The organism is Photobacterium sp. DNB23_23_1 (assembly GCF_052873815.1).
This window is the reverse complement of the sequence record NZ_JBNNXT010000013.1, coordinates 84,635-101,970: the sequence shown is the minus strand read 5'-3', so window position 1 is coordinate 101,970 and position 17,336 is coordinate 84,635. Positions and strand designations below refer to the sequence as shown.

Here is a 17,336-nt window from a genome sequence, read left to right as displayed (position 1 = left end):
GGATAAATATGGACTTGAAACAAAGCGTGATTGCGATTACAGGGGCAGGACAGGGGCTGGGGCAAATGATGGCGATCAGCCTGGCACAATCAGGTGCAGAACTGGCTTTGATCGATTTGAATGAAGAAGGATTGCATGAGACCAAAAAGCAGTGCCAAATGCTCAGTGCCAAGGCGTTAACTTATCTGGCAGATGTGACTCATGAGCAACAAGTTGTCGCGGTTTTTGAAAACATAATGGAAGACTTCGGTCAGCTAAACGGTTTGATCAACAATGCGGGTGTACTTAGGGACGGGCTACTGGTTAAAGCGAAAGGTGATGCAATAGAGAAAATGACGCTGGAGCAATTTTCGACAGTGATGGATGTGAACGTTACAGGTACATTTCTGTGCGGTAGAGAAGCTGCTGCCAATATGGTTTCAGCTGGAAATCATGGAGCGATTATCAATATTTCAAGTGTGGCCCGGGCGGGAAACATCGGTCAAACTAATTACGCTGCGTCTAAAGCTGCTGTCGCAACGATGGCGGTATGTTGGGCCAAAGAGCTTGCCCGTTATGGGATCAGGGCCGCTGCGATTGCCCCTGGTGTGGTAGAAACGGCAATGGCGAAGCAGCTCAAGCCTGAAGCGATAGAAAGGCTGAAGTCAATGATCCCAGTAGGCCGAATGGGCGACGCTAGTGAGATTGCCCATGCGGTAAGGTATATTTTCGAGAATGATTACTTTACCGGGCGTGTACTTGAAGTTGATGGTGGTATGCGTATGTAGCACATACCATTAGTAATAGACACTATTGGTACGTACCCAGAGACTTAATTGCCGTAAAAGAACACAAATAAAGCCATGCCACCACCAGCAACAAACATGAGCATTGCAACGATAGAAGCGAATTTATTAAGAAAAGAAAAAAGTTTATCCATGGCTGATAACGTCACTTATATGGGCTTGGCAGCAAGATGCCACAGTTAGCAGTAAAATGCGATAGGCCGCTTGGCTTCTTAATGTTTCATTACAATTAGTTTAGCTGTAGCAACCCTTTAGCTTGCAGTTTAAGAAATGCGGCTAGCGTTTTGGCATCTTTGATCTTGTTCTGCGCCACCTTGCTAAGAAAGTCTGATGGTGTGAGTGTCACGACTTCAATGACTTCATCTTCATCACATTGGGCTTGGTGAGGTTTAAGATGTGTGGCGAAGAACAGGTACTGTACCTCGTCACAGAACCCGGGAACTGGAAATAGTTCTCCCAAATGATGCCAATGCCGAGCGCTCAACTGGGTTTCTTCTGCTAACTCACGTTGGGCGCAGCCAAGAATATCTTCGTTGCTTTCTAGGGTTCCTGCCGGAAACTCTAATATCCAATCCTTTATGGCTGGCCGGTATTGGTTAATCATCACCAGGTTACCCGCCTCGTCGATAGGAACGATAATCACTGCTCCAGGGTGCTTAACGGTTGTAAATTCAATCTCCCTTCCATCGGGCAGGGTGTGCTGAGACTGTTCAACAGAGAAACATTTCCATTGACAAAGGGTTTTTGTTGTCATCATTTTCCATCCAATATTGTTAACCTAACTAATGAATATTTTCAATAACTTAGTTACGGTGTCTGGCTGCTCATTTGTTACTCCATGTGCCGTCTCAGGTAACACTACGATGGCCGAGTTGAGGTATTGACTTAGCGCAATACCATTTTTCAATGGAAAAATTTTATCACTATCACCCCAAATAAGCATTGTTGGTGGGAAAACAGCTGTGTCTGCTTGTGAAATATGCTCCCTGTCAACTACAAGAGATTGTATTAATTGCTCTTTTTCTTTTTTGAAAGGTGAAAAATAGCCGCTGTATATCTGTTCTGCAACAAAATTGGGCATGCTTTTCGGTTCATAGAACACATTATCAAACAGCCGCTTTACTTCATCGCTATTCGTAGGCACGAACAGTTGCTCTGGCTTCTCGACACCTGCGCGAAGGCACAATTCAGCAAGATCGTCGTCGCTAAAGAGGGGCCCTGGGCTGGCAATGATTACGCCTTTTTTAATTCTGTCAGGCTTCATCATCATGTTGTAGGTAACGAAGCCGCCATAAGAGATACCAGCAACGTTGACCTCATCAATTCCAAGGGCATCAAGCAGTTGCCACATTGTCTCGGTTTGTGTTGTTAGATTCGGGGGGCCCATACTGTAAGACTCACCAAACCAAGCTAAATCGGGTGCGATAACTTGATAGTGTTTGCTGAGCTCAAGCATTTCGTCTTTCCAGGTTGCGACAGCAGTTCCACCAAAACCATGGATCAGCAATAAAGGTTCACCTGTACCGCCGACCCAGTATTTAAGCTGGCCACCTTCTTTTAGGGGGAGGAGGTGCTCCTGGTAACCCTGGGCAAACAGTTGGTCATGATCATGTTTTTCTTTCCATTGCACTATTTCACACCCATTTAGCACAAGGAGGGAGATGAATAAGGCAATAAATTTAGTTAGTTGGCGGCTTAATATAAAGCGCATGAGAATTTCTCCATTCCCAGAATTAAAAACACCAATATTATACACCGTTTTATTGTTGTTGGCAGTAATCAGATTATTGCTCGCATTTTGCATGTTTAATGTGATCGTTACTTTATTTTCCAGTAAGTTATGTTACTTTATGGCCAGATTAACTAAGATTGTTTGAGTAATTCCTCACTCAAAGGGAGATAAGCATGCGAGTTCTCGTCACTGGTGGTATGGGCTACATTGGCAGCCACACTTGTGTTCAGATGATTGAAGCGGGTATGACGCCAATTATTGTTGACAACCTATACAACAGTAAGAAATCAGTATTGGCAAGAATTGAAAAACTGACGGGGGTTACACCTGCATTTTATCAGGGCGATATTCGTGATCGTGCTTTCCTTGACAAGGTGCTAGCGGAAAATGAAGTCGAGTCGGTGATTCACTTTGCTGGCCTTAAAGCCGTAGGTGAGTCAGTAGAAAAGCCTCTTGAGTACTATGACAACAACGTTCACGGTACTTTGGTATTGGTTGAAGCGATGCGAGCAGCGGGTGTTAACAGCCTGATTTTCAGTTCATCTGCTACGGTGTATGGCGACCCGGCAAGCGTACCTATTACCGAGGACTTCCCAACCAGCGCGACGAACCCTTATGGTCGTAGTAAATTGATGGTTGAGGAGTGTCTGGCCGATATTCAAAAAGCCCACCCAGAAATGAGCGTTACGCTATTACGTTACTTCAACCCTGTTGGTTCACACCAAAGTGGTGAGATGGGTGAAGATCCGCAAGGGATCCCGAATAACTTGATGCCATTTATCTCACAGGTTGCTGTGGGTCGTCGCGAATTCCTATCTGTATTTGGCGATGACTACCCAACAGTTGATGGCACTGGGGTTCGCGACTATATCCACGTGCTTGATTTGGCCGATGGCCATTTGGCTGCGCTAACCCACAAAGGGAAACAGGCTGGCCTGCATATCTACAATCTAGGTACAGGCAATGGCTTTAGTGTATTGCAAATGGTGAATGCTTTCGCCAAATCTGCTGGTGTTGAGGTTGCCTATAAAATTGCACCTCGTCGTGCTGGTGACATCGCTGAGTGTTGGGCTGATCCTGCCAAAGCGAAAACTGAATTGCATTGGGAAGCGACGCGTACTATAGATGATATGACTTCAGATACGTGGCGTTGGCAGTCTGCTAACCCGACAGGTTACCCTGATTTGTAATCAAACTCTGAATTTACTTCAGTGTATGAAATAAGCCCGTAATTGTGCGGGCTTAGTTTTGAGCAATGTTAAGCGTTAATTACCTATTTCTAGCTGATAGGGTTTGATGATGTGAAAAAGCACCAAACTGGTGATCGCACCTAATGTATCTGCGAGCATATCTTTTTGAGCATCCCAAATGTCTCCTTGGCTACCAAGGAACTCAATACCGGCATCACCGCCAGCTAAAGCTGCATACCACCATTCGATGATCTCATAACCAGCGGCAATGGCCATAATTGTTGCGAATGCGAAGAGAGTGGCCACGATGGGCTTGCAATGTCCTTTTCGGACCATGAACTCTGCTATTGGAAAGGCGTATAAGCCGATTGAAAAGTGCGCGATACGGTCGAAATTGTTGCGCTGTGACCCTATCAATTCGTTAAACCAGTCAAAAGGAACGTTGGCGAAGGTGTAGTGGGCGCCGATTGTGTGGAGCGACATCCAGATAGCAATAAGAATATAAGCAGTATTAGAAAATTGGAAAAAACGGTAGGTAATGAGCAAGGGGGCTAAAATCAATACGACGGGAATAATTTCGGCTAGCCATACATCCGGGAATACAGGATCAAGCCCCGACCAAATGATAATCAGGGTTACAGAGGTAAAGGCCGTAACTGGTATGGCATGGTTACGAATTTGTATCATAAATTCAAGATCCTACATACTTATTTCTATGCCTGAAGGTTAGCACAAGAAAGATGACGAATACTTAACACACTTAATTTTCTTCCTGGGCTGCTAAATAAAAATAGACACCGGCAAGTAGATCGTCGCTTGGATTATCTGGTCGCTGCGTGGATTGATATCTCGGTCTCTAGACGCTCATTACAATCCTCGTAATACAAGGTGATTTCTTTAATTCCACGGATTTTGGTCGAGTCTTTGAGATGAATATCCGGTTTGCCTCTTTCTAGTACGAGGAAGCGATGCTTATGGGCTAGTTGTCCAAATCGTGATTTAGCTGCAAGTAGACGTCGTTGAGTAAATGCGCTGTTTGCTTTTGTTTTAATACGTTTAATTTTTTGAGCTGGTTTAAGTATTTTCTCTAGGCGAAACTTCGTCCATTTTGCTTCTGGCTTCATCGATATCATTTCTCAAGGGTATGTTGGTCAGTTTGTGACGAAAAGTACGTTATCCCTGGGAAGTTTGGGAGGTCATTTTACGACAATTGTAAGAAAAAGCCCCCTTACGATAAGCAGGTAATCGAAGGGGGAGAACCAAAAATGGTCAATACCCTATTGGAGAGCTTGGGTATAATGCGAAATAGTAGATGTCTATCGTTTTTACATTGCTGACTGAAGTCGTTAGCTCTTTGATAAATTTATACATCTTTATCTCAGATAAGTGCAGGTCATTTTACGACAAGCTCCGATGCTACGAATGCTAAGCTCGTCAGTTGTCAATCAATAGGGTTGCTATCTTTATGAAAAGCCATTAAATCTGCATCAATTAGGTGCTAGCAAATTGAAATGTGGTATAATGCCCAGCTAACCAAATTTAGAGCTGTGTGATTACTGTCACATAGGCTCGTACTGTATTATTCTTGCTCATAGTTGGGCAATTACCGGAGCATCACTTTGCAATTTAACGATCTTGGATTAGACCAGCGCCTACTTAAAAGACTCAATCACTTGGCGTTCGATAAACCAACTGAAATTCAAAAAGCAGCAATTCCTGTTGGCATTCTAGGCAAAGATATCTTGGCCTCATCCAAAACAGGTTCTGGTAAAACACTGGCCTTTTTGTTGCCAGCTATGCAGCGTATGTATCGTAGCAAGCCATTTACTCGCCGTGACCCACGTGTTTTGGTATTAACTCCAACTCGTGAATTAGCAAAACAAGTTTTTGCACAATTACGTACTTTAAACGCGGGTACGCCGTACGATGGTGCCTTGATTGTTGGTGGCGAGAACTTTAACGACCAAGTTAAAGAACTACGCAAAGACCCAATGTTTGTGATTGCAACTCCTGGGCGCTTGGCAGACCATCTTGAACATCGCAGCACCCACCTTGATGGTTTGGAAATGCTGATCTTGGATGAAGCTGACCGTATGCTTGACCTTGGTTTTGAAGACCAACTTCGTCGTATCCATGAAGCTGCCAACCACCGTCGCCGCCAGACAATGATGTTTTCAGCAACGCTTGACCACACAGATGTTGTTAGCGTTGCCAGCGATATGCTGAATGCACCAAAACGTCTCTCGATCGGCCACTCAGCAGAAGAGCACACTGATATTACTCAGCGTTTCTTCCTTTGTGATCACCTAGATCACAAGCAAGCGTTGCTAGATAAGGTTCTGGAAACTGAAAACTATAACCAGCTGATTATCTTCACTGCAACCCGTGCTGACACCGACCGTCTAACCAAAGAGTTGAACGAACGTAAATTAAAAGCGGTTGCGTTGAGTGGTGATATGAACCAGACCCAACGTAATGCGATTATGAGTCAGTTCGAACGTGACTGTCACAAGATCCTTGTTACAACCGATGTTGCATCACGTGGTTTGGATATCGAAAAAGTCTCGCACGTGATTAACTTTGATATGCCAAAACATGCTGAAGAGTACGTTCACCGTATTGGTCGTACAGGTCGTGCCGGTAACAAAGGCGATGCGATTTCCCTTGTTGGCCCTAAAGACTGGAAGAGCTTCAAAAATGTTGAAGCTTTCCTTCAGCAGACTATTAGCTTTACGACTTATGAAGGTCTTGAAGGTAAGTTCAAAGGCTTGAAACCGGCACCGAAGAAGAAATTTGTTAAGAAGAAGCCGACTTCTGATAAGCCTGCAGCGAAGAAGCAGCAAGCCAAGCCTAAGGCCAAGAAGAAGGTTGATAAGCGTTTCTACGACAACGTGGCTGTTGGTGACAGTGTCTTTATTCCTAAGAAGAAAAAACCGGTTAGTCCTTCTTCAGAAGACTAATTGTGTTGTTGAATATCAATGAAAAATGCCAGTCAACTGACTGGCATTTTTATATCTGTTGCATGCTTAAAGTAGAACCGCTTTACAGTTCCGGCCGTTGAAGGTGCCTTACTAGTACGTTTATGAACCTGGCGGCTTCACCACCGGTACATGCTCGATGATCAAATGTCATCGATAGTGGCAGGGTTTTAATTGATTTTACCTCTCCTCGCTCAAGAACGACCTTTTCTATGATCCGTCCCGCACCAACAATGGCAACCTGCGGGGGCGTTACTACGGGTGTGGCAAATATTCCGGCAATAGCACCAAAATTGGATAAAGTGATCGTCGCATGTTGGAGTTGCTCTCTACCAATTTTTCGCTCACGAATACCGGCAACGGTGCTATCTACCCATTGCCTGATCCCTTTGGTGCTGAATTCATCAGCGTGACGTAATACAGGCACATATAGGCCGTGCTTGCTATCAACCGCAATACCAATATTCACCGTGTGGTGCAGACAACGGGTCATGGTTTCCGCATCGAACCAAGCGTTGAGTGCAGGCTCCTGTTGGCAGGCCTCAACGATTGCTTGAACAAGTCGGCAGGTGATGTCCTGTTCAGGTAACCATGCTGCTAGGCTTGCTTCTTCGGTTATCGTAACAGCAGCAATACTATGGTGGGATTCTGACATTGCACTCACCATACTTCGGCGAGCGCCTTTTAGAACTTCGGTTCCAGGTAATTGCTTGTCGCAGGCATTATAGACATCACGATCTAGGATGACGCCGTCTGGGCCGCTGCCTGTAATTGTGCTTAGTTCGACCCCTAGTTTTTGAGCAAGTAGCCGTGCTGATGGCATAGCGCTAAGTGGATGGTTTGTGTTTTGTTGTAGAGAGTTACCAACCCAGAATTCATCCACATTAATATCATGGCTTTCTTGGGCGACTGTACCGACAACAGTGGCGGCATCTGTTTGTGGTGCAGCACTTTTTTCTTTTAGTGTTGCAGATGCCGTGGATTCCTCGATTTCTAATAGCAGACTGCCGATACCTATTACATCACCGGCGTTGCCATGGCGGCTGATAATTTTTCCGCTATACGGGGCAGGGACTTCTACCGTTGCTTTTGCTGTTTCCACGGTTAGAACAACTTGGTCAACTTCAACGTAATCCCCAATATTGACATGCCATTGGACAATCTCTGATTCAGCTAATCCTTCGCCTAAGTCGGGCAAATTAAATGTTTTCATTTCCACCCCTCTACCAGCGCTTTCGCTGCGTCAGTAATATCATCTTTCTGAATCATGAAGTAATCTTCATTGCGGTAGTAGGGCATAATGGTATCTGTCCCCGTTACTCGTTTCGGTGGTGCTTTTAGCAAACACATCGCCTGCTCAGAGACTCGAGCAATGATTTCTGCACCTACACCACATGTTTTGCATGCCTCATGCACAACGAGTAACCGCCCTGTTTTTTCTAGAGACTTGATAATGGTGGCCATATCAATTGGTTTAATCGTTGCCAAGTCGATAACTTCAGCTTCTATACCCATTTCAGACAATGTTTGCGCTGCTTGCAGTGACTCGACAACACATGCCCCCCATGTCACCAAGGTCAAATCACGTCCCTTCCTTAGGGTGAAGCAAGTGTTAAGAGGAAGGGCTTCACCATTATCGACAACGGTCGATTTCACCGTGCGATAAATTCGTTTTGGTTCAAAAAACATGATTGGGTCATTACTTCTGATCGCCGCCAGGAGTAAGCCATAGGCACGCTGCGGTGAAGATGGGATCACGACACTAATACCTGGTATATGAGCAAATAGTGCTTCTACACTTTCTGAATGATGTTCTGGTGCATGGATCCCGCCACCGAACGGCGCACGGAAAACGGCAGGGCAGGTCAAACGGCCGCGTGTACGATTGCGCATCCTTGCTGCGTGGCAAATAAGATGTTCCATAGCAGGGAAGACAAACCCCTGAAACTGAAACTCAGCCACCGGGCGTAATCCTTGTGTCGCCATACCGACAGTGATCCCCCCAATAAGCGCTTCAGCTAATGGAGAGTCGATGACACGCTTGCAGCCGTATTTCTCTTTAAGCCCGACAGTTGCGCGGAACACACCGCCGTTATCGCCAACGTCTTCGCCTAAAATCACAACGCTGTTGTCATGCTTCATCTCGTAATGCAACGCCATATTAACGGCGTCTAGGAGGGTTATTTCAGCCATGGTGACCTCCTTGCATACGCATCGCCTTATTGATGATGTGATCTCTCTGGCTTAGCAAATCCTCGTTAAGCTGCTCATAGAGAAAATCGAAAGCTGACTCTGGCGTTTGTGGTGTGGTCTCTTGGTATTTCTTAACAACTTGCTCTATCGCTTCTTTGCAGTGAGTTTGCCAATCGAGCTCATCTTGTTCAGACCAAGCCCCTTGATCGATAAGGAATGTTTTGAGGCGTGTAACGGGCTCGTATTGCCAAGCTTGCTGAAGTTCATCATCACTGCGATATCGAGATGCATCATCAGCTGTTGTGTGGTCGCTAAGCCGGTAACTTACCGCTTCTATTAGTGTTGCTCCTCTGCCTTTACGAGCGTGATCTAACGCTCGTGCGACAATATCAAACATAGCGACTACATCATTACCATCAACGGTGACGCCATCGATCCCTGCACCTTTGGCTTTGTCAGAAAGCAGTTCGGCACCGCACTGAATCGAACGCGGAACTGAAATTGCCCATTGATTGTTGTTAATGACAAAAACCAGTGGGATGTTCCAGGCACCAGCGCAGTTTAATGATTCCAGGAAGTCGCCTTTCGACGTTGCGCCATCACCACATGTGACGAGTGCTACTTGATGGTTGCCTTGAATTTTTAGTGCAGCAGCAACACCAACAGCATGGGTACATTGGGTTGCGATCGGTACGCAGAAGGGGAGATCTCGGCAGTGGCTCTCGTTGGGGGAAAAGTCACTTCCGCGTTCGTCACCTCCCCAGTATTGAAGGTTTTTTTCCATACCAATCCCACGGGCCCACAAGGCGGGAAGGTCGCGATAATAGGGGATGAATACATCGGATTGTTGTAAAGCTCGGCCTATAGCAATGCCAATTGCCTCGGACCCAAGGTGAGAAGGATAAGTACCCAGTTTACCTGTACGTTGAAGAGCGACAGCTTTGCTATCGTATGTACGGGTTAAAACCATATCGCAATAGAAGCCTTTCAGGGTTGTAAGATCAGCCCATTCAGGGAGTGGATTAACCAACTTACCGCGATGATCGATGAAGCGATGCATCGGCATGGCCAGAACATTCATCGTTAGCTCCTTCTGGTGCTGCCTCAAAAGAGGCGGACAGCAAATTGAAGAACGTGCCTATGGAGAGTGATGAAAATAATCGTTAGCTTGAGCTTGTTGGGCAGCGTTCAATAGTACTAAGTGTAATCAAATTGTTAGTATTCGCCGCTGGCCGGGTTTCGCTGGTTAGTAAACTTATCGGTACACTTGACAAAATTATCAGTAAAGCGAATTCGAGAGTGATGTTTTAGTGTTAAGACCTAGGCTCGTTATTTTCACAATGCTTAGGCTATCGCACATACTTACTCGTGTTGGAAAAAATATATCGCTGCACACGATGTTCATACGGTAATGGTGTGTGAAGTTTGGTAACCTTCTTTGTGAGGGCGTATTAATGAAATGGTACAGTAGCTTCGCTATGGTAGTCGTAATGTCCGCCTGTTCATCGCAAGCCAATGTCAGCGAAATAACCCAGCAAAAAACGCAATACATCAAGGAAGAGTGCTACGTAAACGAAGGTAGTTCACTCAATGATGCGTTTAAGACCTTTATGTCAGATAGGCAGGAGGAGTTAGGTGGCTTGCGTAAATCACTGAGTGATGAAAACTACGAACAACTGGATTATGCATTGAGTCATTTTGTCACTTATTGGGACCAGTTACAGACTGAACGTAATCTGGCCTGTGAACAGCATGCAACCTGTGAATTTATCCAATTTAAAACTCCTGAGTTGCAGAGTAATAATGACTTGTGTGATGGTACTGATTTTGAGTACAGTGTGAGCCGTGCAAAAATCATTAACTTTTATAGTGATATAGAGCGGTTAGAATTACAGAAGTCTCCGTAGTTCTAAATCGTAGTCAAACTAACCTTTGCGCGTACCATTGCCGTCAAGGCGCTAGTCTAGTGCCTCAATCACTATCGATTACCGTTAGGTGTCGTCCCTGTAACGCATTCAAGCTGATAGTTGCCAATATTGCAAAAGAGCAAGCAGTTTTGAATTCGGCCTTACGCAAAAATGAATGTTCTAACTGGTTGCAAGAGTCATTATCAGTTTGATCACAAAAGAGTAACTGTTATAAAGGTATAGTAATATAATAGTGGGTCTAAACAGGCAAACGAACAGAGCATATTGGAAGCTGTTTGTTTGCGTATTTTCAACACGATGTAATTAAATGTATAAGGAGGATTTTATGGCTACTAGCCGTAAAATTAGTAAGGAGCGTTTAGCTCTGAAGTTATCCCTGGCGGGTACTGTGCTTTTGTCTTCGTTAGGTATAGGCTATGGGTTGCATGTTGGATCCAACGCCATTCTTCTCGACGGTATGTTTTCTTTACTCAGCATGGGGATGACAGGTTTAAGTCTGTATACCGCTTACCTCGTTTCTAAGCCAGATGATAAGTATTTCCAATTTGGCTATGCGCACATTGAGCCGTTAATCAACGTCGTCAATGGCTTGCTCATCTTACTTACCTGTATTTTTGCTTTTATTGGTGGTGTGCAAACCATTGTCAATGGTGGCCACGAAATAGTCCTTGAGCATGCAATATTCTATGCTGTTCTTTCTACTATTTGCAGCTTTGCTATCTACTTTACTGAGACTTATATTGCTAAAGCCGAACATTCTGAATTGGTTAAAGTAGATTCACAAGAATGGCTTATTGATGGGATTTTAAGTGCGTCGATTCTGGTTGGGTTTATTGCTGTGATGATCCTTGATCACCATGGATATTCACAATGGAATCGATATGTTGACCCTATCTTAGTGTCTGCTTTATCGCTCGCAGCGGTAGTACTGCCAATTACGGTGTTACGTCGTAACATCAGAGAGGTGCTACTTGTTGCTCCTCAGGATGATGTGCAAGACAATGTAGCTCGCGTTATTGCTAAACTTTCTAAGCAGTACCATTTTGACGATTATACGCATCACTTTGCCAAAACCGGTCGGCAGTATGATCTTGAAGTGAACATCCTTGTTAAAGACGATACTTATTGGACGACTAAGCGACAAGATCAAATTAGACTGATTTTATGGGAAGCGTTATCCGATGAACTCGGTGATACATGGTTATCTGTGAGTTTTACTGGGCAAGCAAGGTGGCTCTGAAGTTTAATTCAACACAATATTTGGCTAAGAAGGGGCATTCATTGCCCTTTTTTCTTCACAAAATAAAATGTCCAATTATCATCATCGCTATAATACCAACCTACATAAATATTTGATCAGTTTTGCTGGTTAAAATCGCTGCTCTCTGCGTTAGATATTTTGTAATTAGAGCCACTCGTTACTGCAATATCTGCCTTGATATCAACGATTTTTCCAGTGCAAATACTTGATCAACGACTTATCCAGATTGGTATAACAATATCGAACCTGGGGCGATAACAAATCTAGCGAAAAAGAGTCTAGTTATTTTATCCTTTACCCGCAATATATTCAGTAATCCGTATTGGTCATGAAAGTACGGTATTTCATGCAACTAGCACGAATATTATGCAAACTTTTTAGTGCATTTTTTGCTCTGGTGAGGTATCTTGACCGCAGTCTAAAAATTGCTTTTAATTTAGTGGTAACCTTTAGAATTACAGACGGAATTTAGATGCTAAATGTACTCACACTCTTGATAAATCATAGGTTTATGTGACTATGGAAACTTTACTGGTTATCGCCTTCATCGTTGGTGCTTTTTATATTATCTGCAAAGAAAAGAAGAAATGCTCCAAAGACGTTGATCACTCTCGTGACTCTTTGTAATTACTACTTTTGTTAGAGTGATCGGCTAGATATTCTGTTGCACCAGTACTATCAGTGGTTGGCTGCGAAAAAATTAATCGCCCTTTTAATATTCTGTGACTCTTCAAGGGAATATTATGGGCGATTTTTTATTGTAAATATAATGGCTTGGTGCGTATGGTTGTTACGCTTGCTTCTCCATCCATTGTTCGCGAAGGCGAGTAATGCGTTTTTCTGTTTCTTGCCACTTTGATGTGTTGATCAAATCTCTATATTCACCCGTTGGCTTTTTGCATAGCGACTCTAAGGAAGGGACTTGCGCCTGAGGCAATCCATCCAGTGCCTCGATTGCACCTTTACGGTTATTACAAAGCATTACCATGTCACAGCCAGCACGCTGAGCTGCAATTGCACGTTCGCTATAGCTGCCAAGAACATCGGCACCTTTCATATTGAGATCGTCAGAAAAAACGACGCCTTTGAAGCCCATTTCCTCACGGAGAACTTGTTTTAGCCAGTATTCAGATCCACTCGCTGGCGACGAATCATAATGATCAAATACCACATGGGCTGGCATCATAGCATCGAGAAGATTGGTATCGATCAACGATTGGAACACCGTCATATCATGTTTTTTAATCATATCGCGTGAATCGATAGGGGTTTCGAGGTGTGAGTCAGCGATTACCCCACCATGGCCTGGAAAATGTTTCCCTGTTGCTGCCATTCCTGCCAATTTCATGCCCTTGATAAATTCAGAAGCATATTGGATTACTTGTTGAGGATCATCAGAGAAAGCTCTATCACCAATCGCTTTACAGTCAAATCCGAGGTCCAGTACAGGGGCAAGACTAAGGTCTATATCCATGGCAAGTAACTCTGCGGCCATTAGCCAACCACCATCATAAGCTAAGGATTTCCCCTCATTGCTTTCAGCAAAGGCTTTTGCTGGCGGGAGCAGTGTAAATTCTTCACGGAAACGTTGTACACGGCCACCTTCTTGATCAACAGCAATAAGAAGAGGGCGCTTTGCTGTATTGCGAATATCTTTTGTTAGCGCACGTAATTGCTCACGGTCATGATAATTTCGTGCGAAAAAAATTATTCCGCCGACGGTCGGGTGTTGGATGATCTCGCGATCTTCTGCGTCTAGCTCATAGCCAGCCACATCAAGCATCAGAGGGCCCATGAATTCTCCTTACGGAATTTATCTAATAATAACAAACAGATAATTATGCCTTATATTGACGGAATACCATAATGAACACGCTTAATTATAGAGAGATTTGACCAATTGTTGGCAATTGAACAAGACATTAATAATGCTCATAGGGCCAACTATTGTTTATCATGGTAAACACTGAGTTGTGTAATGGATTTCATTAATATTGTGAAACATAATGAAGTTGAAATAACTCGCTGATTTAAAAGGGAAGTTAAGTTGCGTTGAACATATGCTTACTGCAATGAGCTTTTGTTGCACTTAAAATGTGATCAAAAGCGCTTTTTTGTGAGATGTTGTCACTTAAACTGTTTCATTGATTGTCCAATTAGGAAAGTGAAATATGTCAACTTTGGTCGCAATTGCAATTACAACCGGAATTCTATCGGGTATTTGGGGATGGGTAGCTGTATCTCTCGGATTGTTAAGCTGGGCTGGCTTCCTCGGTTGTACCGCATACTTTGCTTCTCCTAAAGATGGCGTGAAGGGCTTGCTCCTCAGCTTGGCCACAACAATGAGTGGCGTGTTTTGGGCAATGGTTATTATTCATCTTTCTTCTGAAGTCGGCATTGAGATCATCGGTTACGTTATTACGGCCGTTGTTGCTTTCTTTATGTGTTTTCAAGCTAAACAAGCATGGTTTAGCTTTATTCCGGGCACGTTTATTGGTTCTTGTGCGACATTTGCAGCTGGTGGAGACTGGCAGATTGTCGTTCCATCATTGGTTCTAGGTGTTTTTTTTGGTTATTCAATGAAAGCTTCAGGTCTGTGGTTACAACAGAAGTTGGCAAAAACTGTGAGAACCCTTGCGCCAGTAGAGTAATACCAACCTACATAAATACTTGATCAGTCTTGCTGGTTAAAATCGCTGCTCTCTGCGTAAGATATTTTGTAATTAGAGCCACTAGTTACTGCAATATCTGCCTTGATAACAACGATTTTTCCAGTGCAAATACTTGATCAACGACTTATCCAGATTGGTATAAAACAGTGATAGATTTGAAGAAAAAGCCGCAATTTGCGGCTTTTTTATGTGTGGTTAGAGGCAAGGAATATAGAGTCCAGAGAAAGGTTGCTCAAGGGGTTTCAACACCTCAGGTGCTTTATCTTTCGGAGCAAGGATGCAGACTCGCAACCCTTCATCAAGCATCTGTTGTACTTGTGATATTAGGTTCCCGCCTTCGTAGGGGGCTCTATCGGCGTCCCTTCGACATAAATCAACAAATTCATCATCAGCACCGGCTTCACTTGGGTAGAGAACAAACTCTGCCTGTTGCATTAAACGTAACGCTTTTAAAGTGAGCAGTTCGGTGTCGGATCCTGTTTCTATCAAATACAATGCGCCTGATGCTTCAGCATCGTGATTGAGCAGATCGACAAAGACTTGCTCCAGTTCTTCTTTTGTTTGGGCTTGCTCTACAGCGGAGTGACGGAAGTATAACTCCCAAAATTTACGTCTTTCATCAACCGTTGAAAAATGCTGCTTTATCCGTTCTCTTTGCTCACCTGCATAGCTGGCTAATAGTGATAAATTATGAGGTAGTTGGGTTTCCAGTTTTTCCCGCAGATACCTAACGAGAACAGGGGATGCACCACCGCTTGAGATGGCTACTTGGATTGGGCTTCTATCGACTATGGATGGGGTGATGAAATCACAGTAGTCTTTATCATCGACCACATTAATCCAGATACCGAGAGCTGTTGCATCTTGGTGTACTCGATGATTCAGTGATGGGCAGTTAGTCGTGGCCCAAACTTGATAACTGCCTTCGAGATCACATTTTTCGTAACATTTATTTACCCAATGAATATGTCCACTGTTTGCTAGTGTCGCTAAGTAGTTGTGAAGCTTTGGGGAAACAACGTGAATGGATGCATCAGCTTTACGAAGCAAGTCTACTTTTCTGCAGGCGACTTCACCACCGCCTATTACTGTTACTTTTCTCTGTTTTACAGAAAGAAAAATTGGGAAATAGTCCATATTAGATATTCTTCATGGGTAAATGTGCTGTCTCTAAGTGTCTGACTTGTCGTCATAACTTTTTCTAGTTACTATGAAAGCACAAAATTACAAGGTTTGAAATAAATTGAAATACTTGTTTGGTGAAAATGTTTCATTACTCATGACTGTTCAGCTTGGATTAAAGGCATAATGCTAGTTTATGTGAACTATAATGATAGATTTTTTTTGAAACCTTAAATAACCTTCAAGTCACTAAAATTTAAGCAAAATGATTGTTCGTTTGTTGATTGACCTAGTGATTGAATATAACAAACTTTAAGCGTACTTTTTACATAAATTTAAGATGGTCGGCAATATGAATAAAAAACTTATGATTGCGACACTGATAAGCTCAAGCCTGCTTGTTGGTTGTGGCGATAAGTTGTCTGGTCCTGCTGGGGGAATGGCTCCTTTAGTCGCGGTACAGCCAGTAACTGTGATTGATTATCAACAGGGGAAACAGTTTGTCGGAAGGACTGAAGCAATTGAAGATGTGGCTATCACAGCTCAGGTTTCAGGTTACCTTAAAGCACGTTCGTTCAATGAAGGTGAGGTTGTTGAAAAAGGACAGGTGCTTTTTGAAATTGAACCAGCAGCCTATGAAGCTCGTGTGGCAAGTGCAGCGGCTGCTATCGCACAAGCTGAAGCTACATTAAAGCGTGCCGATTTGGACTGGAAGCGTGGCCAAAATTTGTTGCCAAAAGGCAGTATTAGCCAATCTGAATACGATCGCCTAACAGCAGAAAAACTGAGTGCAGAAGCGCAGCTTAAAGCGGCTGGTGCTCAGTTGAAATCAGCGCAAGTTGATTTGTCATTCACTAAAATTACCGCACCATTTACTGGCCGCATTAGTGATAGTAAGGCCAGTATTGGTGATCTTGTTTCGCCAAGTTCCGGTGTACTAACGACATTGGTTAGTCTAGACCCGATTCAAGCTTCTTTTAATGTGAGCGAGCGAGAGCGTTTGAATCTTGGTATTGATAGCCTTGACGGTGCAGGTGAAGGGCAGGGTGATGTAGAAGTTGTTCTTACTCTTACAAATGGTAAAGAGTACGGTGAGTTAGGTACGGTTGATTTCATTGGCAACCGCATTGATTTGAACACTGGTACGATTGCAATGCGTGCAAGCTTTGCAAACCCAGCGCAATCCCTGCTTCCTGGTCAACATGTTCAAGTCTTCCTGCGTGAAAGAGAGCCTGTAAAACGTATCGTGATTCCACGTCGTGCTGTTCAAAGTGACTTGGAAGGTGACTTTGTCATGGTACTTGCGGATAACAATGTTGCCGAACGCCGCAATGTGGTTCTAGGGCCTCAGACCGAGCATGGCATCATCATTGCCGAAGGTATTGACAGCGAAGATGTTGTTATGACGAAAGGCCTTCAGCGTGTGCGTAACGGTGTAACAGTACGACTTGAAGAAACAGGGGCGCAAGAGTAAT

The 17,336-nt window shown here is 43.9% G+C and carries 16 protein-coding genes; 7 read left to right on the top strand and 9 right to left on the bottom strand.

From position 1 onward, the window contains the following. The first annotated feature begins 8 nt into the window (after positions 1–8). Complete coding sequence (locus ACVA53_RS10765; RefSeq protein WP_255043706.1) at positions 9–767, top strand: SDR family oxidoreductase; 759 nt, start codon at positions 9–11, stop codon at positions 765–767. A gap of 247 nt (positions 768–1,014) precedes the next feature. On the opposite strand, the gene ACVA53_RS10760 is transcribed toward ACVA53_RS10765, so the two are convergent. Both ACVA53_RS10760 and ACVA53_RS10755 read right to left on the bottom strand, forming a co-directional pair. Beyond that, entirely contained in the window at positions 1,015–1,539 is a 525-nt protein-coding gene (locus ACVA53_RS10760; protein ID WP_255043724.1) for an NUDIX hydrolase, read from the bottom strand. Positions 1,540–1,563: 24 nt separating this feature from the next. Next, positions 1,564–2,589 (bottom strand): alpha/beta fold hydrolase, encoded by a 1,026-nt coding sequence (locus ACVA53_RS10755; RefSeq protein ID WP_255043705.1) that lies wholly within the window; start codon positions 2,587–2,589, stop codon positions 1,564–1,566. A 101-nt stretch (positions 2,590–2,690) separates the two neighbouring features. Between ACVA53_RS10755 and galE the strand changes: the two genes are divergently transcribed. After that, positions 2,691–3,707, top strand: coding sequence for a UDP-glucose 4-epimerase GalE (gene galE, locus ACVA53_RS10750; RefSeq protein ID WP_255043704.1), 1,017 nt, complete (start codon positions 2,691–2,693; stop codon positions 3,705–3,707). Positions 3,708–3,782: 75 nt separating this feature from the next. Here galE and ACVA53_RS10745 read toward each other — a convergent pair whose 3' ends face one another. Together ACVA53_RS10745 and ACVA53_RS10740 are read right to left on the bottom strand one after the other, a co-directional pair. Further along, a complete protein-coding gene (locus tag ACVA53_RS10745; RefSeq protein ID WP_446505094.1) occupies positions 3,783–4,394 on the bottom strand; it encodes a DUF2238 domain-containing protein in 612 nt (203 codons plus the stop codon). Positions 4,395–4,528: 134 nt separating this feature from the next. Next, entirely contained in the window at positions 4,529–4,831 is a 303-nt protein-coding gene (locus ACVA53_RS10740; protein ID WP_255043702.1) for a hypothetical protein, read from the bottom strand. 495 nt (positions 4,832–5,326) lie between these two features. Between ACVA53_RS10740 and ACVA53_RS10735 the strand changes: the two genes are divergently transcribed. Further along, positions 5,327–6,667 (top strand): DEAD/DEAH box helicase, encoded by a 1,341-nt coding sequence (locus ACVA53_RS10735; protein WP_255043701.1) that lies wholly within the window; start codon positions 5,327–5,329, stop codon positions 6,665–6,667. An 82-nt stretch (positions 6,668–6,749) separates the two neighbouring features. Here ACVA53_RS10735 and ACVA53_RS10730 read toward each other — a convergent pair whose 3' ends face one another. From ACVA53_RS10730 to pdhA, 3 genes are read right to left on the bottom strand one after another with little or no spacing between them, the layout of a single operon-like run. Beyond that, the gene (locus ACVA53_RS10730; RefSeq protein WP_255043699.1) at positions 6,750–7,898 is read right to left on the bottom strand and encodes a dihydrolipoamide acetyltransferase family protein; all 1,149 of its coding nucleotides are present in this window, start codon (positions 7,896–7,898) and stop codon (positions 6,750–6,752) included. After that, positions 7,895–8,878, bottom strand: coding sequence for an alpha-ketoacid dehydrogenase subunit beta (locus ACVA53_RS10725; protein WP_255043697.1), 984 nt, complete (start codon positions 8,876–8,878; stop codon positions 7,895–7,897). The genes ACVA53_RS10730 and ACVA53_RS10725 overlap by 4 nt, the downstream gene beginning before the upstream one ends. Then, a complete protein-coding gene (gene pdhA / locus ACVA53_RS10720; RefSeq protein WP_255043696.1) occupies positions 8,871–9,959 on the bottom strand; it encodes a pyruvate dehydrogenase (acetyl-transferring) E1 component subunit alpha in 1,089 nt (362 codons plus the stop codon). Before pdhA ends, ACVA53_RS10725 begins: the two co-directional genes overlap by 8 nt. A 373-nt stretch (positions 9,960–10,332) precedes the next feature. Between pdhA and ACVA53_RS10715 the strand changes: the two genes are divergently transcribed. Both ACVA53_RS10715 and ACVA53_RS10710 read left to right on the top strand, forming a co-directional pair. After that, positions 10,333–10,785, top strand: a complete 453-nt coding sequence (locus tag ACVA53_RS10715; RefSeq protein WP_255043694.1) for a hypothetical protein — start codon at positions 10,333–10,335, stop codon at positions 10,783–10,785. Between the two features lie 346 nt (positions 10,786–11,131). Continuing rightward, positions 11,132–12,046 (top strand): cation diffusion facilitator family transporter, encoded by a 915-nt coding sequence (locus tag ACVA53_RS10710; protein WP_255043693.1) that lies wholly within the window; start codon positions 11,132–11,134, stop codon positions 12,044–12,046. Between the two features lie 811 nt (positions 12,047–12,857). On the opposite strand, the gene nagZ is transcribed toward ACVA53_RS10710, so the two are convergent. Then, positions 12,858–13,862, bottom strand: coding sequence for a beta-N-acetylhexosaminidase (gene nagZ / locus ACVA53_RS10705; protein ID WP_255040585.1), 1,005 nt, complete (start codon positions 13,860–13,862; stop codon positions 12,858–12,860). 376 nt (positions 13,863–14,238) lie between these two features. Here nagZ and ACVA53_RS10700 point away from each other — a divergent pair, with 376 nt between their 5' ends. Further along, complete coding sequence (locus tag ACVA53_RS10700; protein ID WP_255040584.1) at positions 14,239–14,718, top strand: DUF1097 domain-containing protein; 480 nt, start codon at positions 14,239–14,241, stop codon at positions 14,716–14,718. 216 nt (positions 14,719–14,934) lie between these two features. On the opposite strand, the gene ACVA53_RS10695 is transcribed toward ACVA53_RS10700, so the two are convergent. After that, positions 14,935–15,876, bottom strand: a complete 942-nt coding sequence (locus tag ACVA53_RS10695) for a precorrin-2 dehydrogenase/sirohydrochlorin ferrochelatase family protein (protein ID WP_255040583.1) — start codon at positions 15,874–15,876, stop codon at positions 14,935–14,937. A 337-nt stretch (positions 15,877–16,213) separates the two neighbouring features. On the opposite strand from ACVA53_RS10695, the gene ACVA53_RS10690 reads away from it, so the two are divergent. Further along, the gene (locus ACVA53_RS10690) at positions 16,214–17,335 is read left to right on the top strand and encodes an efflux RND transporter periplasmic adaptor subunit (protein ID WP_255040582.1); all 1,122 of its coding nucleotides are present in this window, start codon (positions 16,214–16,216) and stop codon (positions 17,333–17,335) included. Position 17,336: the final 1 nt, after the last annotated feature.